Genomic DNA, 23,356 nt, shown 5'->3' with positions numbered 1-23,356 from the left:
ACCACCTCTCGAGACGATCAAACTGGACTATAGGCAGATGTAGACCCTCGGTGCGCCACCGGCCTCAGGCAATGGACTCTCCGGCGTGTCCCGAGTGCCGGTGGCGACCACCGAGCCGTCCCGCGGGTCGACGATCGTGTACGCCAGCGAGACGGTCTCGTCGAACACCATCACCGGCCCGCCGTTCTCGCGGTACACGATCAGGCCGCCGCCGGTCGTGCTCAGCGCCCGCCCCGAGATCGTCCGGGTCCAGTCCGGCGCCATGTCGGTGGTCGGCAACCCGTTCAGGATCTTCCCGAGCATCCCGACGTACGTCGACCCTTCGAAGCCGATCGCCTCGCGCCAGCCCGCGCCCGGCGCAAGGAAGAACTCGGAGTGCCCCGGCTCCTCCGCGTGCAGTCGCCACTGCCACAGGCTGCCCGCGCCGTAGACCACGCCCATCGTGCCGCCCGCGCACAGGTTGCTCCACGCCTCGTGACCCTGCCACCAGCCCTCGGCCACGCCGGTCCGGCCGGTGTGCTCGTACGTACGTCGGTTCGCCGTTCGCGACTGCCTTGACCGGGTCGTTGCGCCACATGTCCGCGACCCGTTCCGGTACGTGCTCCCCGGTGTGCCCGGTCTGGCACCACTGGAAGTCCAGCCAGTCCGCGTCCTGATGGGCGTTCGCGCGGATGTGCGGGCGGTAGTGGATGCCGGTCGGCTGCTCGTAACAGTCCACGTCGTGCACCTCCGCGCCGCCCGCTGCGGTCTGTGCTTCGGTGCCGGATCCGTCGCCGCCGACCAGGTAGATCGCCGGCCGGGCGCCGTACCGCGCGACGAGATAGCGGCAGTAGGCGGCGTACTCCGGCTCCGGAACCACCGTGCCCGCGACATCCAGGCCTTTCCAGCCGAACCCTTGGAAGACGGGTTGCAGCACCGGGACGATCCCGTGCTCGACAAGAATCGTCAGCAGCTCGTCGAGGTACTGGAAGTACTCGTCGTTCAGCTGATTGAGATGGCCGTCCGGCAGGTCTTCGAACCCGACGTCGAAGCCCTCGTCCTGCGTGCGGTCCCGCGGGCCGACCGCGCGCATGTCCGGTTGCACCGTCATCAGCAGGACCGCGTTGAAACCCTTGGACTGTCTGTCCAGGGCGTACTCACGTACTTGCTCGGGGGTGGCGCGCCAGGGCAGAGCCCAGGCGGTGTCGGCCACCAGTACCGCAGGTGTGCCGTCGGCGTGCATGAGGCTGCGGCCGCCGGGGGACATCCGCCAGAAGCCGTGCGCGTAGAACGGATTGACCTCGTCCGCAGCCACGGGCTGTACGTCGAACTCTCCCTCCGCCCACTGCCACCGCCCAGCCAAAGGCGCCGCAAACCGCACCTTTCGGACCTGCCCATCCCGGAACGTTGGCCGGCGGAGTGCGAGACCGCTCTCGTGCTCGAATTCGACCCATTCGCCGGTCGCCGGCAGTTCGAGTTCTCGCCAGACGGATGAGATGGACATGACACTCCCGGGGTGCTGGTTGCCGTTAAGCTACTGGTGAGAACACACGTGCTCTGGGGTCGGTGAAATTCCGAGCCGGCGGTGACAGTCCGCGACCCGTGACTCCACAAGGAGGAGCGGTTGACCTGGTGGAACTCCGGGACCGACGGTGAAAGTCCGGATGGGAAGACGCACGTGGCAGCTGCACGTCCCTGCGAAGGGGCGTGGAGCTTGTCGTTGCCCCGGAGTGCTCACGAATGCATTTCCGAGAGGACAACGATCGTGAACACCGTGACCAGCCTGGACACCATCGACCACGCGGTCGCCGAGCTCGCCGCCGGACGGCCGGTCGTGGTCGTCGACGACGAGGACCGCGAGAACGAAGGCGACCTGACCTTCGCCGCGAGCCTCGCGACCCCCGAACTGATGGCTCTGCTCGTTCGTCACACCAGCGGCTACGTCTGCGCGCCCGCGGCAGCGGAGATCCTGGACCAGCTCGAGCTGCCGTTGATGGTCCCGAACAACCAGGACAGCCTGCGGACGGCGTACACCGTGTCGGTGGACGCGGCGACCGGTGTCGGGACCGGCATCTCGGCCGCGGACCGGGCGCGGACCGTCCGCGTGCTGGCCGATCCCTCGGCGCAGCCCGCGGACCTGATCCGGCCCGGTCACATCCTGCCGTTGCGCGCCGTCGACGGCGGAGTGCGGCAGCGACCCGGTCACACCGAGGCCACCGTCGAACTCGTCCGGCTGGCCGGACTGCCGCCGGTCGGCGTGATCGGCGAACTCATGAACGACGACGGCACACTCATGGCCGGTGCCGACCTGCGCGCGTTCGCCGACGCTCATGGCTTCGCGATGATCTCGATCGCCGACCTGGTCACTTACCTGTCGTGATGAGCTTGCGGGCGGCGTCGGCGATGCCCTCCGCGGACAGGCCGTACCGGTCCAGGAGGTAGCCGGCCGACCCCGTGGGCGCGAACTCGGGGAAGCCGAGGATTTTCACCCGCGCCGGATGGTGCTGGACGACGGTCTCGGCGACGGCACCGCCGAGGCCGCCGCCGGACACCGCCTCCTCGGCGGTCACGATGCCGGCCGTCTCCCGCGCGGCCGCGACCACGGCTTCGGTGTCCAGCGGCTTCACCGTCGGCATCGACAGCACCCGCGCCGAGATCCCGTCCTCGGCGAGCCGTTCGGCGGCGGCCAGCGCCCGCCACAGCACGGTCCCGTTGCTGATCACCGTGACGTCGTTGCCCTCGCGGACCGTGATCGCCTTGCCGAGCTCAAAGGAGTAGTCGTCGGCGTACACCTTCGGCACGCTCATCCGGCTGACCCGGATGAACACCGGTCCCTCCGAGGCGGCGGCCCAGCGCAGGGCAGCCGCGGTCTCGATCGGGTCGGCGGGCACGATCACCGTCATGTTGGCGATGGCCCGCAGCCAGGCGATGTCCTCGATCGAGTGGTGTGTCGGCCCGAGTTCGCCGTACGCGACGCCGGGGCTCATCCCGCAGAGCTTCACGTTGGTGTTGGAGTACGCGACGTCGGCCTTGATCTGCTCGAGCGCGCGGCCGGTGAGGAAGCAGGACGCCGCCGACACGAACGGGATCCGGCCGCCGTTGGCCAGCCCGGACGCGACGCCGACCATGTCCTGCTCGGCGATCCCGACGTTGATCAGCCGGTCCGGGAACGCCTTCCGGAAGCTGTTCAGCTTGCTCGACCCGACCGAGTCGTTGACAACGCCAACGATCCGGTGATCGGCCTCGGCCAGCTCGGCGAGTGTCTCGACGTACGCGTCCCGGCAGTCGTACCGCGGCTGGTCCGCGATCGAACGGGTCTCGAGCACTGTCATGCCAGCTCCTTCAGGGCTTGCTGGTACTCCGCGGCGTCGGGCACCCGGTGGTGCCAGGCGACGTTGTTGCTCATGAACGAGATCGGGTGCCCCTTGTGCGTGTGGGCGATCACGAACGTCGGCTTGCCCGGCCGGAACGGTACGGCGGACAGGACGTCGAGCAGCTCGCCGTGATCGTGACCGTTCACCTCGACCACCGCGAACCCGAACGCGGCCGCCTTCTCCGGCAACGGGTCCAGGTCGTTGGTCTCCTTGGTGGTCGCGCCCTGCTGCAGCCGGTTCCGGTCGACGATCACGGTCAGCCGGTCGAGCTGGTACTGCGAGGCCGCCATCATCGCCTCCCAGTTCGAGCCTTCCTGCAGCTCGCCGTCACCGACCAGCACATAGGTACGGCGCATCGAGACGTCGAGCTTCGCCGACAGGGCATGACCGACCGCGACGGGCAGCCCGTGCCCGAGCGGACCGGTGTTGGCCTCGACGCCGGCGACCTTGTTCCGGTTCGGGTGCCCGTTCAGCGCGGACAGCGGCTTGAGGAACGTCGCGAGCTCCTCGACCGGCAGGAACCCGAACGCGGCCAGCGTGGTGTAGAGCGCGCCCGCGACATGTCCCTTGCTCAGGATGAACCGGTCTCGCTCGGGGTCGTTCACCGTCGCGGGCGTGATGTCGAGCACGGCGCCGTACAGCGTGGCCAGGATGTCGATCGCGGAGAAGTCGCCGCCGATGTGCCCGGCGCCGGCGTGGTGGACCAGCTTGAGGTCCTGGATCCGGATCTGCTTCGCGGCCTCGGCGATGTGCGCGACCTGCTCGGCGCGACTGGAGTGGATCGGTAGTCGTCCGAGCACCGGCATCGTGGCGTGCTCGACTGTGAGCGTCATACGATCTCCGCCATCGAACTCAGCAGCACCTTCTGGACCAGCTTCTGCGCGGCGAGCGCGTCGTGCGAGGCCTGAGCGGCGGCCAGGGCGTCCTCGTCCAGTACGTCGAGCGCGTGGTGGATCGCCTTGAGGAAGGTGATCGCCTGCTTCGCGGCCTGGACGCTGTCCTCGCGGAACGGGAACTGGTCGAGCTGCCAGACGCCTTCCCAGTTGTTCTTGCGCAGGGTGTGGAAGAACTCGAACGTCTCCACCAGGTGCACCGAGCCGACGACCATGTCGTCGTCCCAGCCGCGCAGGTTGTCGTTGACGTCGATCGCGAAGAGCCGGCCGTAGTCGATCGCCAGCTGCGCCGCGTCGGCCGGGGTCTCCTGGCCGTACAGCGAGTGGCCGAAGTCGAGCAGGATGCCCAGGTTGGGCAGGCCGATCTTCTCGATCCCGAGCAACGTGCGGGCGACGTTCGGGAAGATGATCTTCACCCGCGGCTCACGCGGCTTGTACTCGATCACGAAGTTGATGTCCGGGTGCGCGGACACCAGTTCCTTCAGGCCGTCCAGCGCCAGGTTCCAGATGTCGTGGTAGTTCACCTGGAACGGGTAGTCCCAGCCGTCCTGCCCCGGCCACAGCTTCACGTACGAACAGCCCAGGTCCTTGGCGAGCTCGGTTGCCTGGTGCAACAGCTCCAGCGCCTGTTTGCGGACGGCCGGGTCGGGGTTCGTCAGCGATCCCTTGACGAAGTCGCGGGTGTAGATCTCCGGCGTGATCGCGATCGCCTTGAGGTTGTTCCGCTGCAGCGCGTCCTTGACCTCGTCGAGCGTCCCGTCGTACCCGGCGAACGGCCAGTTCAGGTCGACGACGGACAGGTCGCCGACCGCTCCGGCGCGGTCGATCTGTTCGAGCAGTCCGACCGGTTCGCCGTACCCGTCCGTCGCGTAACGGTCCTTGTAGGTGGCGAAGTGCCAGATACCCGCGCCGAAGACCGGCATGTCAGTCATATGGGATTCCTATCCTTTGAGCGAGCCGGCGGTGAGGCCGCCGACGATCCAGCGCTGCAGCAGCGTGTAGGCGATGAGAATCGGCACCACGGCAATCAGGATGCCTGCCGCGAGACCGGTGTTGTTGTTGGCGAACTGGCCCTGGAAGTTCAGCAGACCGACCGGGATGGTCTTGTGCGCGTCCGAGTTCAGCAGGATCAGCGCGAACAGGAACTCGTTCCAGGTCGCGACCGCGTCCAGGATCGCCACGGTCACCAGGGCCGGGACCGAGAGCGGCAGGATCATCGTGAAGAACACCCGCCAGTCGCCGGCGCCGTCCACCCGGGCGGCTTCGATGATCTCGTCCGGGAGCTGCCGGAAGAACGACTGCAGCACCAGGACCTCGAACGGGATGCCGAACGCCAGGTACGGCCCGATCAGCCCGAAGATGCTGTCGGTCGCACCGGCCGATCGCATCATGATGAAGACCGGGACGATCGTGATGTAGATCGGGATGGTCAGCCCGAGGAACACGGTGAACATCACCGTCCGGCGGAACTTCATCCGCAGCTTGGCCAGCGCGAACCCGAGCATCGCCGACACCAGCACCCCGAGCGGCACCTTGATCAGGGCCAGGATCGCGCTGTTCTTGTACGTCGTGGCGAAGTTGCCGATCCCCCACGCGTCCTTGAAGTTGGTCCACGTCAGCTGGTCGGGCCAGGAGAGCGGACCGTTGCCGACGAAGTCCGCGAGCGGGCGTACGGCGGTGATCACCAGGAGCGCCAGCGGTGAGATCCAGAACAGGGCGATCACCGCCAGAACCAGCGTCATCACCAGGCCGCGACGCCCCTTGGGTCCAGGACTCTCGGATGGAGTGGACTCGAGCGGCAGCTCTACCGGGGCTTGGGCGGTGAGGGTCATGAGGCCTCCCTGGTCTGGGAGCGGACGTACGGGATGCCGACCGCGATGGCGACGAGCGTGATCACGACGGCGATCGCGGTGCCGTAACCTGCCTGGTAGTACTGGAAGACGTTGAAGTACATCCACGTCCCCATCACCTGCGTCGACGTACCGGGACCGCCGTACGTCATCGCGTAGATCATGTCGAAGACCTTGAACGAATCGATCAGCGACAGCGCCAGCACGATGTAGTGCGCCGGCCGCAGGCTCGGCATCGTCACGTGCCAGAACTGCTGCCACTTCGTCGCGCCGTCGACGGTCGCCGCCTCGTACAGCTCGTTCGGGATGCCCTGCAGCGCGGCCAGGTAGAGCAGCATCGGGAATCCGGTCCGCAACCAGATCGCCGGCACCATCACGGCCCACAGGGCGGTCGAGTCCTGCCCGAGCCAGGCCTGGGCCAGTCCGTCCAGCCCGATCATCCGCAGGAACGAGTTGATCGCGCCGTACTGCGGGTTGTAGAGCCAGCCCCAGATGCTCGCGATCGACACCAGCGGCAGGACGGCGGGCGTGTAGAAGATCAGCCGCAGGATCGGCTTGCCGTGCACCTTCCCGTTCAGCGCGATCGCCAGCAGCAGACCGATGACGGTCGGTACGGCGATCGTCACCACGGTCCAGATCAGGTTGTTCCGGACCGCCTCCACCACGACCGGGTCCTGAGGCAGCTTGAAGTAGTTGTCCAGGCCAACGAACTTGTACGTCGCGCTCAGGCCGTCCCAGTTGGTCAGGCTGAACCACAGTGACGACAACGCCGGGTACACCAGGAACCCGACGTACACCGCCAGCGCGGGGATGGCGAACAACCACGGGGACCAACGGCCGCCACGCTTGGGTTTGACCAGTGTTGCTGTCGTTGCCATCCGCTAGCTCTTCGCCCAGGCGGAGACGATCTCCTGCATCTTCTTCGCGGCGGCGTCCGGGGCGACCTTGCCCTGCAGCAGGTCGCTCTGCACGCTGAAGTACTGGTCGGCCTGCTTCTTCGGGAACGCCTGGTCCTGGATCGTGTAGAACGGGTTGCTGCCGTACTTCTGCGCCCACTCGGCCGCCAGCGGCAGCGTCTTCGGGTCGGGCTCCGCGCCCTTGACCGTGGAGGCGGTGACCTGCAGCGCCTTCTGGGTCGCCGGCTGGACGATGAAGTCGATCAGCGCCGCGGCCTTGTCCGCGTTCCCGGACTTCGCGTTGATCATGTAGCCCTCGACGAAACCGGAGTGCCGGGCCGGGGTCTTGTCGGTCGGCAGCTCGAAGTTGCCGAACGCGGACGAGCTCTTCTTGGCCGACAGGATCGCCGCCGCCTCGGTCCAGGGCCCGGTGATCGTGTACGCCGTCTTGCCCTGGACGTACGCCGGCTCGATATCGGCCGGGTCGAGGCCGAGCGCACCCTGCGGCAGCCACTTCTTGTCCTGCCACTTCTTGAACAGGGAAAACGCCTCGACCACCTCGGGCCGGTCCCAGCTCTCGGCCCCGGTCAGCAGCTTGTCGTGCAGCTCGGGTCCCGCGGTGTGCTCCAGCAGGTACTCGAACAGGCGCATGATGTCCCAGCCGTACTTCCCACCGAGACCGGCCGGCGTCACGCCGACCGCGACCAGCTTGTCGTTGATCGCCTCCAGCTCGGCATAGGTCTTCGGCGGAGCGCTCACGCCGGCCTTCGCGAACAGGGACTTGTTGTACCAGGCACCGATTCCGAGGGACACGAACGGCACCCCGGCCTTCATCCCCTCGAACGTCATCCCGCCGATCGCCTGGGTGTTGATCTTCGCGTCCCAGCCGTACTTCGAGTAGTACGGCGACAGGTCCAGCGCCTGCTTCGCCTTCGCGAACGGTGCTCCGATCTGGCCGCCCCAGATCCGCCAGACATCCGGGCCCTTGCCGCCGAGCAGCTCGGTGCGCAGCTTGTCCGGGTACACCGCGGCCCCCGAACCGGGCAGGCTGTCGACGGTGGTCGTCGTACCGTTCTGCTCGTCGAACTTCTTGACCTGTGCCTTCAGCAGCCCGATCGTCTCGTCCCCCTCGTAGGTGAACAGGCGGAGGTTGTTCGACGCCGCCTGAGTGGCTCCCCCGCCGCTCGACGCACCGCCGCCGGTACAGGCGGACAGACCGGCGCCGAGTGCGGCGGCGGACGTGAGACCGAGAAATCCCCGGCGGGTGTACGACGTGCTCATGAGGTGCTCCTTTGGCGGGCAAAACGGCGGATCTTGGCGAACATGTCCTCCAGCAGGAAGCGGACGTCGACCTGCTCGCAGACCTGGATGGGGTTGTCGGTGCCGGGCAGGTACCAGCCGTCGACACCGAAGCGCGGCGCCGGACGGGTCCGGAAGTTGCCGCTGTGCGGGTAGAGCATCAGGGAGATGGCAGGCGAGTCGCCGAGGGAGCGGGACTCGATCGGCTCGCCGTGGTACGTCGCGTTCCACTCGATCAGCTGCTCGATGAGGTACTTCCCCAGCGGACCGGCGTCGCCGATCTTCTCCTCGAGCTCGGCGTAGCTGACCGAGACCTTCGTGTAGACGTCGCTCGGGACCTGCCAGACGGTGATCCCGGAGCCGAACACCACGTTGGCGGCGTGGATGTCGTTGGACAGGTTGAACTCCAGCCGGTGATCGGCCGCGTAGCCGTTGTAGCCGCGACCGCCGATCCAGACCACGATCACCTCGCGGTCGACGATCTCCGGGTCGAGCAGGATCGCCGACGCCATGTCGGTGAGCGGGCCGAGGAAGCTGACGAACAGCGGGTCGCCCTTCGACGCGAGCTTGGACTCCTGGACGATCAGCTGCGCGCCCGGGGAGTCCAGCGGCGTCTGCTCGTCGGCGATTCCGGTGGGCGCGCCGTTCGCGACCGGGACCTTCCCGGTCAGGTCGAGGAGGTCCAGCAGCAGGTCGATCTCCTCGCGGGACTCCTCCATGCTGCGCTCCGACCGGTGGGTGCCGAAGTGCGCGGGGATCAGGCCGCGGACGTCGAAGGTCGGCGACAGCAGCCCGTGCACGATCGCGAACTGGTCGTCCGCCTCGTTCTTGGCATCGGTGTTGATGATCACCCGGCGTCTACTCGGCCTCACGCGCGCTCCTCGATCCCTTGATGTTTGAATAGATATTCAGTAGTGCATAGCCTGTCGCCACGAGTGTCACCACGCGGCTAGAGTCACGTCAAGAGCTCAGTTGAAACTTGGAGGGGCGATGGTCCAGGCGGTACTCGCGATCGACCAGGGCACGACCAACTCCAAAGCCGCCCTGGTCACCGCCGGAGGAGACCTCCTCGCCACCGGCTCCGCCCCCGTCGGCCTCTCCACCCCGCACCCCGGCTGGGTCGAACAGGACCCCGAAAACCTCTGGCAGAGCGTCTTGCACGCGATCTCCACAGCAACCTCGTTCGAGGGCGGTCGCGTGGAGGTGGTCGGGATCGCACTTTCCACCCAACGGGAGTCCGTCGTGGGCTGGAACCGGTCGGGCGAACCCGTCGGACCCGTCCTCGGCTGGCAGGACGTGCGGACCGCCGAATGGTGCGCGCAGCTCCCGTCGTACGTCGACGACCTGGTACGCCGACGTACCGGCCTCCGCGTCGACGCGATGTTCTCCGCCCCGAAGATGCGCTGGCTCCTCGACCGATCCGACGCGTACGTCGGCACCGTCGACGCCTGGCTGATCCATCGCCTGACCGGTTGCCAAGAGCACCTGACCGAAGCCGGCAACGCGTCCCGCACGCTGCTCTACGACACCGTCGCCCTCGACTGGTCGCCAGAACTACTCGAAGCGTTCGACATCCCCCGAGCCGCACTCCCCGACGTACGACCGTCGAACGCCGGCTTCGGAGTCACGAAAGATGTACCAGGACTCGCCGACGGCATCCCCATCGTCGCCGTACTGGCCGACTCACATGCCGCGATGTACGGCCAGGGCTGCACGCAGGCGGGGACGGCGAAGGCGACGTACGGGACCGGATCGTCGGTGATGACGCCGATCGCCGGTTTCGAGCCGAGCGGATGCACGCTCGCCTGGCTGACCGACCGCCCGATGTACGCACTGGAAGGCAACATCGTGTCGTCCGGGGCCGCGCTCGCCTGGACGGCCAACCTCCTCGGCCTGCCGGATGTCGGCGCATTGACGACGCTCGCGGCGACCGTCGAGTCGGCCGAAGACGTCGTACTCGTACCGGCTTTCGCAGGGCTCGGAGCACCGCACTGGGACCGTGAAGCGCGGGCGGCGCTGACCGGGATGAGCAGCTCGACCACGCGGGCGCACATCGCCCGGGCGGCGGTCGACGCGGTCGCTCACCAGATCTGCGACATCACGGACACCATCCCGGGCACGCTCAGCAGCCTCCGCGCGGACGGCGGCGCGACGGTGTCCGGCCTGCTCATGCAGACGCAGGCGGATCTGCTCGGTCATCCGGTCGAGGCTGCCGACGTACCGGAGATCTCCGCGTTGGGTGTGGCCGAGCTGGCCTGGACCACACTCGGGGAGACGACCGACTGGGCCGGCAAGCGGTCCTTCCGGACCTTCGATCCCGGTATCGACGCCGGCGATCGTGACCGGCGGCGCGCCGAATGGGCCCAGGCGGTCGCCTCGGTACGGGTCAGGCCAGCTTGATCCGGAACACGGCCAGCCGCGCGTCGTGGCCGTCGACGTTCATCGGGATCGCCTTCGTCCCGACGAGGTCCAGGCGGACCGTACCGTCGCCGGGCAGCCAGTTGATCCGGTCGATGCCCTTGGCAAACACCTTGCGCTCGGCGTTCTGGCCGGTCGCGCGGTCGTAGCCGGGGTTGTTGGTGTCGGCGGTCCAGATCACCAGGTGACCGTTGTTGTGGTGGGCCATCACGCGTTCGCGGTGGAGCTTCTTGTGCAGCTGCCATTCGTCGCGCAGGTTCGGGTTGTCGTTGCCGTTGTAGGCGCCGGCGATGTAGTGCGAGTTGATCAGCGCGAACTTCAGCCCCGGGTGCGCGGTGTGCTCGACCACGACCTCGTTGATGAAGCGCGGCGGGGTCACGTGAGCGATACCGCCGTGCACGAACGTCCGCTTGGAGTTCACGATCTTCCACGGCACCGGCACCGAGATCGGCACCCGGAAGGACTTGGGGTCGCGCAGGAACGCGTTGTGGTACTTGGGCCCGAAGTGCCGCGTGATCATCGGCGGCTCACCCGAGTCCCCCTCACTGATCTCCTGCCAGCCGACGAACGGCCGGTGCCCCGGATCGCCGCCGCGGACGGCCCGGATCGCCGCCTCGCGGGCTCCGAGGCGCTTCCGTCCGATGTTGGCGGTCACCACCGGTAGCCGGAACCACCCGGTCGCCGACTCCCGGGCCGCTTCGTTCGGTAGTGCCGCCTGGGCTGCACCCGCGGTGCCGAGCGCGGCCAGCGCTCCACCTCCGAGCACCAGCACCTGTCGCCGGCTGAATCTGTCGACCATGAACACCTCCACAAGAGTCCGGCCGAGCGGGCCGGAGGGCGAATGTCTTGCTGACGGGCTACGACGTAGCCAACCTCACAGCCGTTCCACCAGAGTGTTGGAGATCGCTTTCCGTTACAGGTTGACGTGGGGTTTTCGCCCACCTATGGTTACGGTCACAAGCTCTGGAAAGCCCTTTCCCAGGCTCGGAGGGAGGTGTACATGTGTGAGTTCGAGCCCGGATCGGCGGTGGCGCTGCCCGGCGGTATCGGCATCTCGAAGCTGGCGGTGTACGACATCGAGGCTCCCGACGGCCTGGTCGGCGGTACGCCGCACGTGCACCTGGCCTGCTCCGAGGGGTACTACGTGGTCGCCGGCACCGGCGCCGTACAGACCCTGAACACGAAGGGTTACGCCGAGACCCCGCTGCAGGCCGGCGCCGTGGTCTGGTTCGACCCGGGCACGATCCACCGGCTGGTCAACGGCGGCGATCTGCAGATCCTCACCCTGATGTCGAACTCGGGACTCCCCGAGGCCGGCGACGCCGTCCTGACGTTGCCGCCCGAGCACCTCACCGACCGCGAGACCTACCAGCGAGCGACCGCCCTCACCGGCGAGGGCGAGGACCGTACGGCGTCCGCGATGGCCCGGCGCGACCTCGCACTGCAGGGGTACGCCGTACTGCGGGAGCGGTACGAAGCCGAAGGCCCCGCGGCGCTGGACGACTTCTTCGCGGCGGCGATCCGGATCGTGCGGCCGCAGCTCGCGGACTGGCGCGAACGCTGGGAACAGGGCGCCCGCCGGCTCGCGGACGAGACCGGCGCCGCGCTCGACGCACTCGAGGCCGGCACCGCGCCGCACCTGCAGTCCGCCGAGCTCCACCGACTCTCCACCCCCACCGAGTCCGGCCGGCACGGCATGTGCGGCCGCCTCGACGTTTATGACACTCAAGCGCGAGAGGTACGACTGTGAACGAGCGACGCATCGGCATCGTGATGAACGGCGTCACCGGCCGGATGGGCCTGCGCCAGCACCTCGAGCGCTCCATCGTGGCGATCCGGGAGCAGGGCGGAATCCCCGCCGCCGACGGCACCATGATCATCCCCGAACCGATCCTGGTCGGCCGCAACGAGCTGAAGCTGCGCCGGATCGCCGAGCAGTACGGCCTGGAGCGGTACACCACCGACCTGGCCGAGGCGCTGGCCGCGCCGGACGTGGAGATCTACTTCGACTCGCAGCTCACCCAGCTGCGCGAGAAGGGCGTCCGGGCCGCGGTCGAGGCCGGCAAGGCGATCTACTGCGAGAAGCCGATCGCCGAGAGCCTGGACGCGGCCGTCGACCTGGCCAGGCTGGTCGTCGACTCCGGCCTGAAGAACGGCGTCGTGATGGACAAGCTGTCGCTGCCCGGCCTGCGGAAGCTGAAGCGGCTGGTCGACGGCGGGTTCTTCGGCCGGATCCTGTCGGTGCGCGGCGAGTTCGGCTACTGGGTCTTCGAAGGCGACTGGCAGGAGGCGCAGCGGCCGTCCTGGAACTACAAGTCCGAAGAGGGCGGCGGCATCATCCTGGACATGTTCTGCCACTGGCGGTACGTGCTCGACCAGACGTTCGGTGCGGTGAAGTCCGTGTACTGCCAGGGCGCGACGCACATCCCGACCCGGGTCGACGAGAACGGTGACTCGTACACCGCGACGGCGGACGACGCGGCGTACGGCGTGTTCGAGCTCGAGGGCGGGATCGTCGCGCAGCTGAACTCGTCCTGGGCCACGCGGGTGTTCCGCGACGAACTGGTCGAGTTCCACGTCGACGGGACCGAGGGGTCGGCGGTCGCCGGTCTGCGGAACTGCCGCGCCCAGCACCGGTCCGCGACACCGAAGCCGGTGTGGAACCCGGACCTGCCGGTCACCGAGAAGTTCCGCGACCAGTGGGCGACGGTGCCGGACAACGAGCCGATGGACAACGGGTTCAAGGTCCAGTGGGAGATGTTCCTGCGGCACGTGGTCGACGACACCCCGTTCACCTGGGACTTCGTCGAGGCCGCCAAGGGCGTCCAGCTGGCCGAACTCGGCCTCAAGTCCTGGCACGAGGGGCGCAAGCTCGACGTACCCGCGCTCGATCTCGGGGCCAAGTGATGGACCTGAAGCTTCCTGCCGAGGGTGGGCTGGAGAGCTATCGGCTGGTTGGCGAACCGGTTGCTCAGGGCACCTACTCTCCGGCGAGTTCGCGGTTGGCGTTCGCGGCCGCGCATGTTGTCGCGGATCCGTTGGGAGACAACTCGCCGGGCGCGCCCGCGGTGATCGACTGGGAGCACACGCTGGAGTTCCGGCGGCACCTGTGGTCGCTCGGCCTGTCGGTCGCTGAGGCGATGGACACCGCACAGCGCGGCATGGGCCTCGACTGGCAGGCCACCCAGGAACTGATCCGCCGCTCAGCAGCAGAAGCCCCCGACGGCCGAATCGCCGTCGGCGTAGGCACCGACCAACTCACCGGGGGTGGTTCCTCGCTCGACGTGGTGATTGCGGCCTACGAAGAGCAGCTGGCTGTGGCCGAGGACGTCGGCGCGCAGCCGATCATGATGGCCAGCCGGGCGTTGTGTGCCGCGGCGCAGTCCCCCGACGACTACCGGAAGGTGTACGACCGACTGCTGAGCCAGTCGTCCCGCCCGGTCATCCTGCACTGGCTCGGCCCCATGTTCGACCCAGCCCTGGAAGGCTACTGGGGCAGCGGATCGTTCGACTCCGCCGTGGACACCGTCGTCGAACTGATCAACGACAACGTGGACCACGTCGACGGCATCAAGATCTCGCTCCTCGACGCCTCGAAGGAAGTTGCCCTGCGCAACCGCCTCCCCGAGGGTGTCCGGCTCTACACCGGCGACGACTTCAACTACCCGGAACTGATCCGCGGTGACGGCGAACGGCACAGCGACGCGCTGCTCGGGATCTTCGCCGCGATCGCTCCGGCGGCAGCAGCCGCACTGAGCGCCCTGGACCGCGGTGACTTGGACGAATACGAACGCGTGTTCGCGCCCACGGTTCCGTTGGCTCGGCAGATCTTCTCCGCGCCGACGTACTACTACAAGACCGGTATCGCCTTCCTGGCCTGGCTGAACGGGTTCCAGCCCGGGTTCACGATGGTCGGCGGCCTGCAGACCGGACGGTCGCTGCCGCATCTCGCGGACACATTCCGGCTCGCGGACCAGGCCGGCGTACTGACGAACCCCGAGCTGGCCGTCGACCGGTTCCGGCAACTGTTGCGCGTCGGCGGGATCGACGCGTGAACAGGTACAGCCTCAACCAGGCGACCACGAAGTACTGGCCGCTCGAGGACGTCGTCGGGGCGAGCGCGAACGCCGGCCTCGAGTGGATCGGGCTGTGGCGCGAGCCGATCCAGGAGTACGGCGTGGAGAAGGCTGCTCGTCTCGTCGCGGACGCCGGCCTGAAGGTCTCGTCCTTGTGCCGCAGCGGGTTCTTCACCGCGGCCGACCCGGCCGAACGGAAAGCGAAGATCGAGGACAACCGGCGCGCGATCGACGAGGCCGCCACGGTCGGTACGTCGGTCCTCGTCCTGGTCAGCGGCGGGCTCCCGGCCGGATCGCGTGATCTCGACGGGGCCCGCGGCATGGTGCGCGACGGGCTCGCCGAGCTGGCGCCGTACGCCTCCGAACGCGGTGTGAAGCTTGCGGTCGAGGCGCTGCACCCGATGTTCTGCTCGGACCGGTGCGTGGTGTCGTCGCTCGGCGGTGCGCTCGATCTGGCCGAGCAGTTCCCGGCGTCGCAGGTCGGCGTGATCGTCGACGCGTACCACCTGTGGTGGGACGCGGACGTGTACCAGCAGATCGAGCGGGCCGGCGAACGGATCCTGTCGTACCAGGTCAGCGACTGGGTGGTCCCGCTGCCCGCGGACACACTGCTCGGGCGCGGGATGATGGGCGACGGTTCGATCGAGCTGCGCCGGCTGCGCGCGGCCTGCGACGCGGCCGGGTACGCCGGGCCGATCGAGGTCGAGATCTTCAACCAGCAACTGTGGGACGCGCCGGGACAGGAGGTTTTCGACCTGGCGCTGGCGAGGTATCAGGAACACGTTCTCTGACAAGGAGCTACCTGTATGACTGACCGGACCATTCCTGCCGACGGAATCGGCATGCACCTCTACACGATGCGGGACGTGCTGGCCGAGGACTACCCGGGGACGCTGAAGCGGCTCGCGGGGATCGGGTACCGCACGGTGGGGGTGAGTGGGCGGTTCGGCCACAGTGCGCCGGAGATCCGGGGGTTCGCGGACGACGCGGGGCTGTCGATCGTGCTGGAGCATGTCGGGTACGCGCGGATGAGCGACGACTGGGCGGGCGCGCTGGCCGACGTACAGACGCTCGGGGCGCAGTGGGCCGTCGTACCGTCGATTCCTTCCGAACTGCACTCGGTCGAGGGGTTCAAGACCGCCGCGGCCGCGTTCACCGAGGCCGGGAAGGCGGCGCGGGACGCCGGGCTGAAGCTGCTGTTCCACAACCACGGCCGGGACTTCGACGAGGTCGACGGGCAGGTGCTGTACGACATTCTGCTCGACGTGGACCCGGAGTTGCTTGGCTTCGAGCTGGACCTGTACTGGGCGGTCGACGGCGGGCACGACCCGGCGAAGCTGTTCCAGGAGCACCCGGGCAGGTTCCCGGCACTGCACGTCAAGGACATGGCCGAGGACGGGTCCTGGGAGGACGTCGGGGCCGGGAAACTCGATTTCGGCGCGATGTTCGCGCACGCGGAGTCGGGTGGCGTGGAGCAGTACCTGGTCGAGCACGACAAGCCCACGGACGCCTGGCACTCGGCCGAGCGCAGCTACCGGGGCCTGACCGAGCTCAGGTACTGATTTCGCTGTGACAACAAACGCTTAACCGGGTCAGCTGTGGATACGACTGCTCACGCCTGGTGAAATCGGCCTATTCTCAACGGGTGCAGAACGAGCCCGCGGTCCGGCTGTCCGCCGTCCGTCGCCTGTACGAGGTGAGTGCGCGGATGGGCGCCGGGCGCAGCCTTGCCGAGACGCTGCAGGCGGTCGTCGACGGTGTCGTGAACGGGCTCGGATTCGGGATCGCCGTCCTGAACCTGCGGCACCCGGACGGGAAGTTCGAGGTGATCGCGGTCGCCGGGTCGCCGGAGGCCCGGGCGGCGCTGCTCGGGAAGGTGAGCGCGTCCGACCTGTTCGACGCCGAGTTCGCGATCGCGGACGCCTGGGGCAAGCTCCGGTTCGTGCCGCACGAGCGGCTCCCCGAGGGCGAGGTGACCGGCTGGGTGCCCGACGTACCGGTGTCCGACGCACCGGACGCCTGGCACCCGCTGGACGCGTTGTTCGCGCCGCTGTACTCCTCCGACGGCGACCTGGTCGGGATGCTGTCGGTCGACCTGCCGGAGGACCAGCGGCGGCCCGGTCCGATCCACCGGGAGCTGCTGGAGATCTTCGCGACCCAGGCCGGGCTGGCGATCGACAAGGCGCGGCTCACGGATCGGCTGCTGGCCGAGAAGACCCGGCTGGAGGCGAGCGAGGCGACGTTCCGGCTGGTCTTCGAGGGCGCCGGGAACGGGATGGCGACGGTCGCGTTCGACGGACCCGAGCTGGGCCGGATCCTGCGCGTGAACGACGCGTTCTGCCGGATCACCGGCTACCCGCCGGATCAGCTGCTCGGGACGCGGCTGGTGACCTTCCTGCGGGACGAGGAGCCGGAGCAGACCCGGGCCGAACTGGAAGAGGTTGCTGCCAGCAACGGTACGTACCGGTTCGAGAGGGTGTTCACCCAGCCCACCGGCAACGCGATCTGGCTCGCCGGTACGGCGGCGCTCGTCACCCAAGGCGCCGGGCTGCCGCGGATCCTGCTGGTCCAGATCGACGACGTGACCGCCCGCAAGGACGCCGAACGCGAACTCCGGCACCACGCCGCGCACGACCCACTCACCGGCCTGCCGAACCGCCGCCTCCTGCAGCACCGGTTCACGAAAGTCCTCGAGCAGACCCGCGCCACCGGCCGCCCCGGCGCCCTGCTGTTCTGCGACCTCAACCACTTCAAACTCGTCAACGACAGCTACGGGCACGAGGCCGGCGACCGCGCCCTCCGCGAGATCGCCACCCGCCTGAGCACAGCAGTCCGCCACGGCGACACCGTCGCGAGGCTAGGCGGCGACGAGTTCGCCGTACTGGCCGAAGACATCGCCGGCGACGACCTCACCACCCTCATAACCCGCCTCGAAACCGCCGTCAGCCGCCCCCTCCCCAACATCGCCGTCCAAGTCACCACCAGCGTCGGCACAGTCCCCATCACCCCCACCACCACAGACCTGGACACCCTCCTCCACGAAGCCGACCAAGCCATGTACACCGCCAAGAACCGCCGCATGTAGGCCCCCGCGTCTAATGTGATCGAAGGTCGCAGTCGTACTACCTGGGGGCATCATGCGAACGGTTATGACGGGACGGGCGTGGGTCGCGTACGGCCAGATTTATGTGGAGAGCGCGGAGAACTACGCCGACCTCGGGGAGTGTTTCGCCGGGCAGCGGAATGGGCTGTGCGGGGCGGCCGTGGCAGGGAAGTTGTTTCTGATCACCGGGCTGCATACCGGCAAGGTCGGTTTTACGGTCGAGGTGCACGAGAGGATGCCCTCGGTCGAGTACAGCGCGGAGGACGTTGTCGAAGCGGCGTACCGGCCGATCGGTGACGCGGCCTTGGTCACCTGGGGAGGAGACGGCGGATCGTGGCCGCTGGAGCTTGAGCCCGGGGTGGACTACCGCGTGCGGTACTCCGCTTGGAACATGGACGCTGGCCACCAGGCCGGTCCGCCGATGGACGGCGAGCCGCTCGTCGACCGTTATCTGTTGCAGTTCTGGCCGGCTCGGCCTGCGCCGGATCGGGTGGTGAAGGAGACCAGCAAGCAGGCGGCGTACTGGCACAAGTTCGCGCGTGAGCAGCCGACACCTGCCCAGTTCGCCGAGATGAAGCTGGAGAAGGCGCGGCAGGCCGAGGAGCAACGACGCGCAGAGCGCGCGGCGGCTTGGGGTGGGGCTATGCCGAGCGAGCGGATGGAGCGCGCGCCATTCTGCCGGGAGTTGGCGGCGCTCGACCGAGCCTTGGTGGATGCGCTCGAACAAACTGACCCGCAGACCTTACGCGCGATCGCGCGGTGGGCAGCGCGTCGCGCGTGCGAGGAAGCGGGGTACGGCGGCGACGAGCGGATCTCCGGCGTCCTCGATCGCATGGACCGCGGCGCCGGCTGGCTCGAAACCCTCAACGGGCCGCCACCGCAGATCCAGCCCGGGGCGGCGGCGGTCCCGATCGTCCATCAGCTCGTCGCCCGCGTTCATGGGTGGTTCGACCACCGCGCCCCCTTCGAGAACGCCGAGACGGTCGTCACCGCCACGTTCAATGAGGACCCGTTCCACGCAGCAGTCGGAACGGTCTGGCTGTCCACAGGCCCGTTCGCCGACAAAAGCCGGTTGCCGGGCGAGCTGCGTGAGGTGTTCCTCAGCAGCTCAGCTTCGTGAGCGGTTGGTCGAACCCCCGCTGCGGGGCCCGTGAGACAGGTTCTGGTGGGGTAGGACCCGATATAACCTGTCCGCCGCCCCCGGCGGGTGTCGCTTCCCCCGACAACCGGCCGACCGCGCGGCGCATGCGCCGAACCGGGGCGGTCGGCTCGCCCGGGATGGTGCGCCTAGTGCGGGGAAGCAGTTCGGGGTGGTTGGGAGCGTCTTGTTATGAGCCCAGGTTTTTCAGGGGTTGATCCGTCAGGCGGTAGACGGTCCATTCTTCTTGGGGGTTGGCGCCTAGGGACTTGTAGAAGTCGATGGCGGGGGTGTTCCAGTTGAGGACGGACCACTCGAGGCGTTCGTAGTTGTTGTTGACGCATTCCTGGGCGAGTGCGGTGAGGAGGGCTTTGCCTAGGCCGGTGCCGCGGGTTTCGGGGCGGACGAAGAGGTCTTCGAGGTAGATGCCGTGGACGCCGCGCCAGGTGGAGAAGCTCAGGAACCAGAGGGCGCAGCCGGCTACCTGGCCTTCGTGTTCGGCGACGTGGCAGAAGAGCGCGGGTTTGTCTCCGAAGAGGGCGGTCTGCAGCTGGTCGGCGGTCAGGTGGCACTCTTCGCGGGCCCGTTCGTACTCCGCGAGGGCGTACACCAGCTCCACGATCGCTGGTACGTCGTCCGGCCGGGCACGGCGAATCCGTTCGTCGGTGTGCATACGGCCTATCCTGCACCGACGACCGGATCCGTCCGCCCGAGAGGTCAGTTCTGGTGCTGTTCGGCTTCCGCCTCGGATTCCAGTTCGACGGCGTGGGTGCCTGGGCGTTTGTCGTCGATGTCGATGTGCTCGGACTCTTCGACGCCGGCGTACGTCGAGTTCTGGAGTGCGAGGGCGGCCGCGAGTTCCGGGTCGGCGCGCAGTACGGCGCCGCGTTCGACGGTCATCTTGTCGAAGACGGCGTACATCTGGCGCGGGTCCGGGTCGGTGCTCTTCTCCAGGTCCGGCGGGTACGACGCGCTCGACGCCGCGTTCCACTCGTCCCGCTCGACGCGGTCGAAGTCGAGGCGGTACGGCGACATCTCGGACACGTGGCTGATGAACTGCTTGGCGGTCGCGCCGTTTCCTTCGCGGAACGGGTGGGTGAGGTTCTGGTAGCTGTACACCTCGGCGATGCTCTGCACGAACTCCTCGCGCGACATCGTCGACCAGTCCTTCTCGTTGACCTTCGCGCTGACCTTGCCGGTCCACTTGTCCAGGTGTTCAGGAGGTACGAACGGGTTGCCCTGCTTGGAGATGTTGACGTCCCGGAACTTCCCGGCCCAGTCGTACACGTCCTGGAACATGTGCTTGTGGATCGCCTGCAGGTGCGCCTTGTCGTACGTGCGCGGGATGTCGACCTCACCGCGGTCCATCTCGCCCTGCCGGACGGCGCGCAGACTGTACTCCGCGAAGTGCAGCTCGATCGGGTTCTTGATGTCGAGCTTGTTCTTCAGGCAGCTGCCGGGTTCCCACAGGTAGGCGTTCCAGCGCTCTTTCCGCGCGGCGGCCTCGGCGGCTTCCTCCGGAGAGACCTCCTCGGTCACGCGGGTCCGCCGCCGGTCACCTTCGACAGGGTCCGGCGGATGTACTCCGCGGTGTCGATCCGGCCCAGTTCGCGATCGATCAGATCGGCGACGTCGTCCCGCCCGGGCTCCCAGCCCTCGAGGCGGTTGTTCGCCAGCGCGTCACTGACCCGCTGCTTCTGCTCGTCGTCGAGTTGGTCGAACAGGTCCGGCCACCGGCGCGCGTAGCGGCACGGTTCGTACGGCATCTGTCAGCTCCCCGTGTAGTCGGCAATTCGGGCCAGCCTAGCGAAGCCCCGGATCGTACCGTTCGCTCTCGTTAATTTACCGAGCATGACCGTTAACCTCCGCGACAAGCGACCGCCACCCACCGGCTGAACACTGACAAGCGCTCCGAACCCGCCCTTCCCCTGGAGGAATCACATGCCTGTCTCCCGCCGTCGCTTCCTCGGGTACGGGGGTGCGGGCGCCGGCGCCGTACTGCTCGGCACCGGGGCCTGGGACGCCTCGACCACGTACGCGGCGCCGTCCGGCACCGGCAACCCGTTCACGCTCGGGGTCGCCTCGGGCGATCCGCAGTACGACGGGGTCGTGCTGTGGACCCGTCTGGCCACCGATCCGTACGCCGTCGACGGGAAGGGCGGCATGCCCGCGCGCCCGGTCCGGGTCGAGTACGAGGTCGCGTACGACGAGAACTTCCGCCACGTGGTACGTCGCTCCAGCGTCGTCGCGACCCCCGAACTCGGGCACAGCGTCCACCCCGAGGTCCGCGGCCTGCTGCCGGACCACGTGTACTACTACCGCTTCCGCACCGGTCACGAGGTCTCGCCGACCGGCCGGACCCGGACCGCGCCGCACCCGCTGGCGAACCCGCGCGAGCTGCGGTTCGCGTTCGCGTCCTGCAACGCCTGGCAGGACGGGTACTTCACGGCGTACGACCACCTGGCGAACGAGGACCTCGACCTGGTCGTGCACCTCGGCGACTACCTGTACGAGTCCGGCGTGAAGACGAACAAGCGCGGCGTGACCACCGACCCGCGGTTCCACACCGAGACGTTCGACCTGGCGCGGTACCGGCTGCAGTACTCGCTGTACAAGACCGAGGCCCCGCTGCAGGCGGCGCACGCCGCGCACCCGTGGATCCACACGTTCGACGACCACGAGGTGGAGAACAACTGGGCCGGCGACATCTCCCAGATCGACACCGAGCCGGACCAGGACCCGGCCGTCTTCCGGGCCCGCCGCGCCCAGGCGTTCCAGGCGATGTACGAGAACCTGCCGGTGCGGCACGAGCAGATGCCGTCCGGACCCGAGATCCGTTACCACCGCCGGCTCCCGTACGGCCGGCTCGCGGACTTCACGATCCTCGACACCCGTCAGTACCGCAGTGACCAGCCGTGCGGCGACGGCGACTCGTCCACCTGCGACGACCGGTTCGACCCGGACAACACGATGCTCGGCGGCAAACAGCGTGCCTGGCTGCTGGACGGGTTCCGCCGGTCGAAGGCGCGCTGGCAGGTGATCGGCAACCAGACTCCGATGGGACAGACCGACTGGACGCCGGGCCCGGAGACGCACGTGTGGCTGGACCCGTGGGACGGGTACGTCGCCGAACGCAACAAGGTACTCGCGGCCGCGCAGGACAGCGGCGTCCGCAACCTGGTGGTGATCACCGGCGACCGGCACCAGAACTACGCGCTCGAGCTGAAGCGCGACTTCGCGAACCCGGACTCCGCGACGGTCGGCACCGAGTTCGTCGGTACGTCGATCACCAGCGGCGGCAACGGCGCCGACACGACGGACCAGGGTCAGCAGTTCCTGGCCGCGAACCCGCACCTGAAGTTCTTCAACTCCCAGCGCGGGTACTCGCGCGTCACGATCAACCAGCACGAGTGGCGCAACGACTTCCGGGTCGTGCCGTACGTCGAGACCCCAGGCGCCACGATCAGCACGCGCGCGACGTACGTCGTCGAGGACCGCCGCCCGCACGTCCACTCGGCCTGACTACACCCCCAGGCCGCCGTCCACGCGCAGCACAGCACCGGTCACGTACGACGCCCGGTCGCTGAGCAGCCAGGCGGCGGCCTCGGCAACCTCGACGGGCTGTGCGCCCCGGCCGAGCGGCGTGCGCGCGTTCAGGGCGTCGATCACGCCGGGCGTCGCCCGATCCCAGTCCTGCAGCATCTCGGTCAGCGTCGTACCGGGAGCGATCGCGTTCACCCGGATGTTCTCGGGACCGTAGGTGATCGCGGCGGACTCGGTCAGGCTGTTCAGAGCCCGCTTCATCGCACCGTACGCCGGGAGTGCCGGGTTGCCGGCGAAGCTGCCGACACTCGATGTGTTGACGATGCTGCCGTGTCCGGCGGTGGCACGGATCGCGGCGACCTCTGCCACGATCGCGGACCACGGGCCGCGCAGATTCACGGCGTACACCTGGTCGAAGGCTTCCTGGCTGAGCCCGTCCATCGGACCGGGCGGCTGGCCGATCGCGCCGTTGTTGAAGGCGGCGTCGAGGCGTCCGTACTCCGCTACGGTCCGGTCGACCGCGGCGTGGACCGAGTCGGGGTCGGCCAGGTCGCAGACGACGTACCGCGCGCCGGTCTCCTGCGCGACGGCGGCGAGTTCGGATTCGGTGCGGGCGGTGAGCATCAGCCGAGCGCCCTCGGCGGCGAACAGCCGCGCGGCCGCGGCGCCGATCCCGCGACCCGCACCGGTGATGAAGACGACCTTGTCGTCGAGCAGTTTGTCCATGTCTTCGAGCCTTGGCGCTGCGCGGATCGGTAACCAGGCATCGGTAGTACCTGGTTACCCC

Annotated in this window: 23 protein-coding genes, 1 pseudogene and 1 riboswitch; of the genes and pseudogenes, 10 read left to right on the top strand and 14 right to left on the bottom strand. The window is 68.2% G+C overall.

Annotated features, from left to right (window positions below):
• Positions 1-27: 27 nt before the first annotated feature.
• Positions 28-501, bottom strand: coding sequence for an apiosidase-like domain-containing protein (locus E0H50_RS44315; RefSeq protein WP_202868461.1), 474 nt, complete (start codon positions 499-501; stop codon positions 28-30).
• A gap of 76 nt (positions 502-577) precedes the next feature.
• Positions 578-1,222, bottom strand: a pseudogene (locus E0H50_RS44575) (apiosidase-like domain-containing protein); the annotation flags it as partial.
• A gap of 305 nt (positions 1,223-1,527) precedes the next feature.
• A riboswitch (FMN riboswitch) is annotated at positions 1,528-1,661 on the top strand.
• 83 nt (positions 1,662-1,744) lie between these two features.
• Between E0H50_RS44575 and ribB the strand changes: the two are divergent.
• Positions 1,745-2,359, top strand: a complete 615-nt coding sequence (gene ribB, locus E0H50_RS34380) for a 3,4-dihydroxy-2-butanone-4-phosphate synthase (RefSeq protein WP_131295182.1) — start codon at positions 1,745-1,747, stop codon at positions 2,357-2,359.
• On the opposite strand, the gene E0H50_RS34375 is transcribed toward ribB, so the two are convergent.
• The 7 genes from E0H50_RS34375 to E0H50_RS34345 are packed head-to-tail and all read right to left on the bottom strand — an operon-like array spanning position 2,343 to position 9,163.
• Positions 2,343-3,311 (bottom strand): transketolase family protein, encoded by a 969-nt coding sequence (locus E0H50_RS34375; RefSeq protein WP_131295181.1) that lies wholly within the window; start codon positions 3,309-3,311, stop codon positions 2,343-2,345. The genes ribB and E0H50_RS34375 overlap by 17 nt on opposite strands.
• Positions 3,308-4,186 carry a transketolase gene (locus E0H50_RS34370; protein WP_131295180.1) on the bottom strand — a complete coding sequence of 293 codons (879 nt, stop codon included), beginning with the start codon at positions 4,184-4,186 and terminating at the stop codon, positions 3,308-3,310. Before E0H50_RS34370 ends, E0H50_RS34375 begins: the two co-directional genes overlap by 4 nt.
• Positions 4,183-5,178 (bottom strand): sugar phosphate isomerase/epimerase family protein, encoded by a 996-nt coding sequence (locus E0H50_RS34365; RefSeq protein WP_131295179.1) that lies wholly within the window; start codon positions 5,176-5,178, stop codon positions 4,183-4,185. Before E0H50_RS34365 ends, E0H50_RS34370 begins: the two co-directional genes overlap by 4 nt.
• Before the next feature lie 9 nt (positions 5,179-5,187).
• A complete protein-coding gene (locus E0H50_RS34360; RefSeq protein ID WP_131295178.1) occupies positions 5,188-6,078 on the bottom strand; it encodes a carbohydrate ABC transporter permease in 891 nt (296 codons plus the stop codon).
• Complete coding sequence (locus tag E0H50_RS34355; protein WP_131295177.1) at positions 6,075-6,974, bottom strand: carbohydrate ABC transporter permease; 900 nt, start codon at positions 6,972-6,974, stop codon at positions 6,075-6,077. Before E0H50_RS34355 ends, E0H50_RS34360 begins: the two co-directional genes overlap by 4 nt.
• A gap of 3 nt (positions 6,975-6,977) precedes the next feature.
• The gene (locus E0H50_RS34350; protein WP_131295176.1) at positions 6,978-8,273 is read right to left on the bottom strand and encodes an ABC transporter substrate-binding protein; all 1,296 of its coding nucleotides are present in this window, start codon (positions 8,271-8,273) and stop codon (positions 6,978-6,980) included.
• A complete protein-coding gene (locus tag E0H50_RS34345; RefSeq protein ID WP_202868460.1) occupies positions 8,270-9,163 on the bottom strand; it encodes a nucleoside hydrolase in 894 nt (297 codons plus the stop codon). The genes E0H50_RS34350 and E0H50_RS34345 overlap by 4 nt, the downstream gene beginning before the upstream one ends.
• 118 nt (positions 9,164-9,281) lie before the next feature.
• On the opposite strand from E0H50_RS34345, the gene E0H50_RS34340 reads away from it, so the two are divergent.
• A complete protein-coding gene (locus tag E0H50_RS34340; RefSeq protein ID WP_131295174.1) occupies positions 9,282-10,691 on the top strand; it encodes an FGGY family carbohydrate kinase in 1,410 nt (469 codons plus the stop codon).
• Here E0H50_RS34340 and E0H50_RS34335 read toward each other — a convergent pair.
• Positions 10,678-11,508 (bottom strand): hypothetical protein, encoded by an 831-nt coding sequence (locus E0H50_RS34335; RefSeq protein WP_131295173.1) that lies wholly within the window; start codon positions 11,506-11,508, stop codon positions 10,678-10,680. The two genes, E0H50_RS34340 and E0H50_RS34335, sit on opposite strands and share 14 nt — an antisense overlap.
• Before the next feature lie 201 nt (positions 11,509-11,709).
• On the opposite strand from E0H50_RS34335, the gene E0H50_RS34330 reads away from it, so the two are divergent.
• From E0H50_RS34330 to E0H50_RS43580, 7 genes are all read left to right on the top strand, one after another.
• Entirely contained in the window at positions 11,710-12,459 is a 750-nt protein-coding gene (locus E0H50_RS34330) for a cupin domain-containing protein (protein WP_131295172.1), read from the top strand.
• Positions 12,456-13,616 (top strand): Gfo/Idh/MocA family protein, encoded by a 1,161-nt coding sequence (locus tag E0H50_RS34325; RefSeq protein WP_131295171.1) that lies wholly within the window; start codon positions 12,456-12,458, stop codon positions 13,614-13,616. Before E0H50_RS34330 ends, E0H50_RS34325 begins: the two co-directional genes overlap by 4 nt.
• Positions 13,616-14,764 carry a dihydrodipicolinate synthase family protein gene (locus E0H50_RS34320; RefSeq protein WP_131295170.1) on the top strand — a complete coding sequence of 383 codons (1,149 nt, stop codon included), beginning with the start codon at positions 13,616-13,618 and terminating at the stop codon, positions 14,762-14,764. The genes E0H50_RS34325 and E0H50_RS34320 overlap by 1 nt, the downstream gene beginning before the upstream one ends.
• Positions 14,761-15,576 carry a sugar phosphate isomerase/epimerase family protein gene (locus E0H50_RS34315; protein ID WP_131295169.1) on the top strand — a complete coding sequence of 272 codons (816 nt, stop codon included), beginning with the start codon at positions 14,761-14,763 and terminating at the stop codon, positions 15,574-15,576. Before E0H50_RS34320 ends, E0H50_RS34315 begins: the two co-directional genes overlap by 4 nt.
• Before the next feature lie 15 nt (positions 15,577-15,591).
• On the top strand, positions 15,592-16,347 hold the full coding sequence (locus E0H50_RS34310) for a sugar phosphate isomerase/epimerase family protein (protein WP_131295168.1): 756 nt from the start codon (positions 15,592-15,594) through the stop codon (positions 16,345-16,347).
• Positions 16,348-16,430: 83 nt separating this feature from the next.
• Entirely contained in the window at positions 16,431-17,870 is a 1,440-nt protein-coding gene (locus tag E0H50_RS34305; protein WP_131295167.1) for a diguanylate cyclase domain-containing protein, read from the top strand.
• Positions 17,871-17,934: 64 nt separating this feature from the next.
• The gene (locus E0H50_RS43580) at positions 17,935-19,008 is read left to right on the top strand and encodes a hypothetical protein (RefSeq protein ID WP_202868459.1); all 1,074 of its coding nucleotides are present in this window, start codon (positions 17,935-17,937) and stop codon (positions 19,006-19,008) included.
• A gap of 208 nt (positions 19,009-19,216) precedes the next feature.
• Here the strand turns inward: E0H50_RS43580 and E0H50_RS34295 are convergent, their stop codons facing one another.
• The 3 genes from E0H50_RS34295 to E0H50_RS34285 are packed head-to-tail and all read right to left on the bottom strand — an operon-like array spanning position 19,217 to position 20,792.
• Positions 19,217-19,699, bottom strand: coding sequence for a GNAT family N-acetyltransferase (locus tag E0H50_RS34295; RefSeq protein ID WP_131295166.1), 483 nt, complete (start codon positions 19,697-19,699; stop codon positions 19,217-19,219).
• A 44-nt stretch (positions 19,700-19,743) separates the two neighbouring features.
• Complete coding sequence (locus tag E0H50_RS34290) at positions 19,744-20,565, bottom strand: Fic/DOC family protein (protein WP_131295165.1); 822 nt, start codon at positions 20,563-20,565, stop codon at positions 19,744-19,746.
• Positions 20,562-20,792 carry an antitoxin VbhA family protein gene (locus tag E0H50_RS34285; RefSeq protein WP_131295164.1) on the bottom strand — a complete coding sequence of 77 codons (231 nt, stop codon included), beginning with the start codon at positions 20,790-20,792 and terminating at the stop codon, positions 20,562-20,564. The genes E0H50_RS34290 and E0H50_RS34285 overlap by 4 nt, the downstream gene beginning before the upstream one ends.
• A gap of 175 nt (positions 20,793-20,967) precedes the next feature.
• Here E0H50_RS34285 and E0H50_RS34280 point away from each other — a divergent pair, with 175 nt between their 5' ends.
• Positions 20,968-22,548 (top strand): alkaline phosphatase D family protein, encoded by a 1,581-nt coding sequence (locus tag E0H50_RS34280; RefSeq protein ID WP_131295163.1) that lies wholly within the window; start codon positions 20,968-20,970, stop codon positions 22,546-22,548.
• On the opposite strand, the gene E0H50_RS34275 is transcribed toward E0H50_RS34280, so the two are convergent.
• Positions 22,549-23,295 (bottom strand): SDR family NAD(P)-dependent oxidoreductase, encoded by a 747-nt coding sequence (locus tag E0H50_RS34275; RefSeq protein WP_131295162.1) that lies wholly within the window; start codon positions 23,293-23,295, stop codon positions 22,549-22,551.
• Positions 23,296-23,356 lie beyond the last annotated feature (61 nt).

The sequence above is a fragment of the Kribbella sindirgiensis genome, assembly GCF_004331435.1.
GTDB classification, from domain to species: Bacteria; Actinomycetota; Actinomycetes; order Propionibacteriales; family Kribbellaceae; genus Kribbella; species Kribbella sindirgiensis.
The sequence above is the reverse complement of the archived record's forward strand: the minus strand, read 5'-3'. Positions and strand labels throughout refer to the sequence as shown.

Coding starts and splice junctions, on each gene's coding strand:
- E0H50_RS34375 (WP_131295181.1), bottom strand. CDS start 3,311: ATGACAGTGCTCGAGACCCGTTCGATCGCGGACCAGCCGCGGTACGAC.
- E0H50_RS34370 (WP_131295180.1), bottom strand. CDS start 4,186: ATGACGCTCACAGTCGAGCACGCCACGATGCCGGTGCTCGGACGACTA.
- E0H50_RS34365 (WP_131295179.1), bottom strand. CDS start 5,178: ATGACTGACATGCCGGTCTTCGGCGCGGGTATCTGGCACTTCGCCACC.
- E0H50_RS34360 (WP_131295178.1), bottom strand. CDS start 6,078: ATGACCCTCACCGCCCAAGCCCCGGTAGAGCTGCCGCTCGAGTCCACT.
- E0H50_RS34355 (WP_131295177.1), bottom strand. CDS start 6,974: ATGGCAACGACAGCAACACTGGTCAAACCCAAGCGTGGCGGCCGTTGG.
- E0H50_RS34350 (WP_131295176.1), bottom strand. CDS start 8,273: ATGAGCACGTCGTACACCCGCCGGGGATTTCTCGGTCTCACGTCCGCC.
- E0H50_RS34340 (WP_131295174.1), top strand. CDS start 9,282: ATGGTCCAGGCGGTACTCGCGATCGACCAGGGCACGACCAACTCCAAA.
- E0H50_RS34335 (WP_131295173.1), bottom strand. CDS start 11,508: ATGGTCGACAGATTCAGCCGGCGACAGGTGCTGGTGCTCGGAGGTGGA.
- E0H50_RS34330 (WP_131295172.1), top strand. CDS start 11,710: ATGTGTGAGTTCGAGCCCGGATCGGCGGTGGCGCTGCCCGGCGGTATC.
- E0H50_RS34320 (WP_131295170.1), top strand. CDS start 13,616: ATGGACCTGAAGCTTCCTGCCGAGGGTGGGCTGGAGAGCTATCGGCTG.
- E0H50_RS34310 (WP_131295168.1), top strand. CDS start 15,592: ATGACTGACCGGACCATTCCTGCCGACGGAATCGGCATGCACCTCTAC.
- E0H50_RS43580 (WP_202868459.1), top strand. CDS start 17,935: ATGACGGGACGGGCGTGGGTCGCGTACGGCCAGATTTATGTGGAGAGC.
- E0H50_RS34295 (WP_131295166.1), bottom strand. CDS start 19,699: ATGCACACCGACGAACGGATTCGCCGTGCCCGGCCGGACGACGTACCA.
- E0H50_RS34285 (WP_131295164.1), bottom strand. CDS start 20,792: ATGCCGTACGAACCGTGCCGCTACGCGCGCCGGTGGCCGGACCTGTTC.
- E0H50_RS34280 (WP_131295163.1), top strand. CDS start 20,968: ATGCCTGTCTCCCGCCGTCGCTTCCTCGGGTACGGGGGTGCGGGCGCC.
- E0H50_RS34275 (WP_131295162.1), bottom strand. CDS start 23,295: ATGGACAAACTGCTCGACGACAAGGTCGTCTTCATCACCGGTGCGGGT.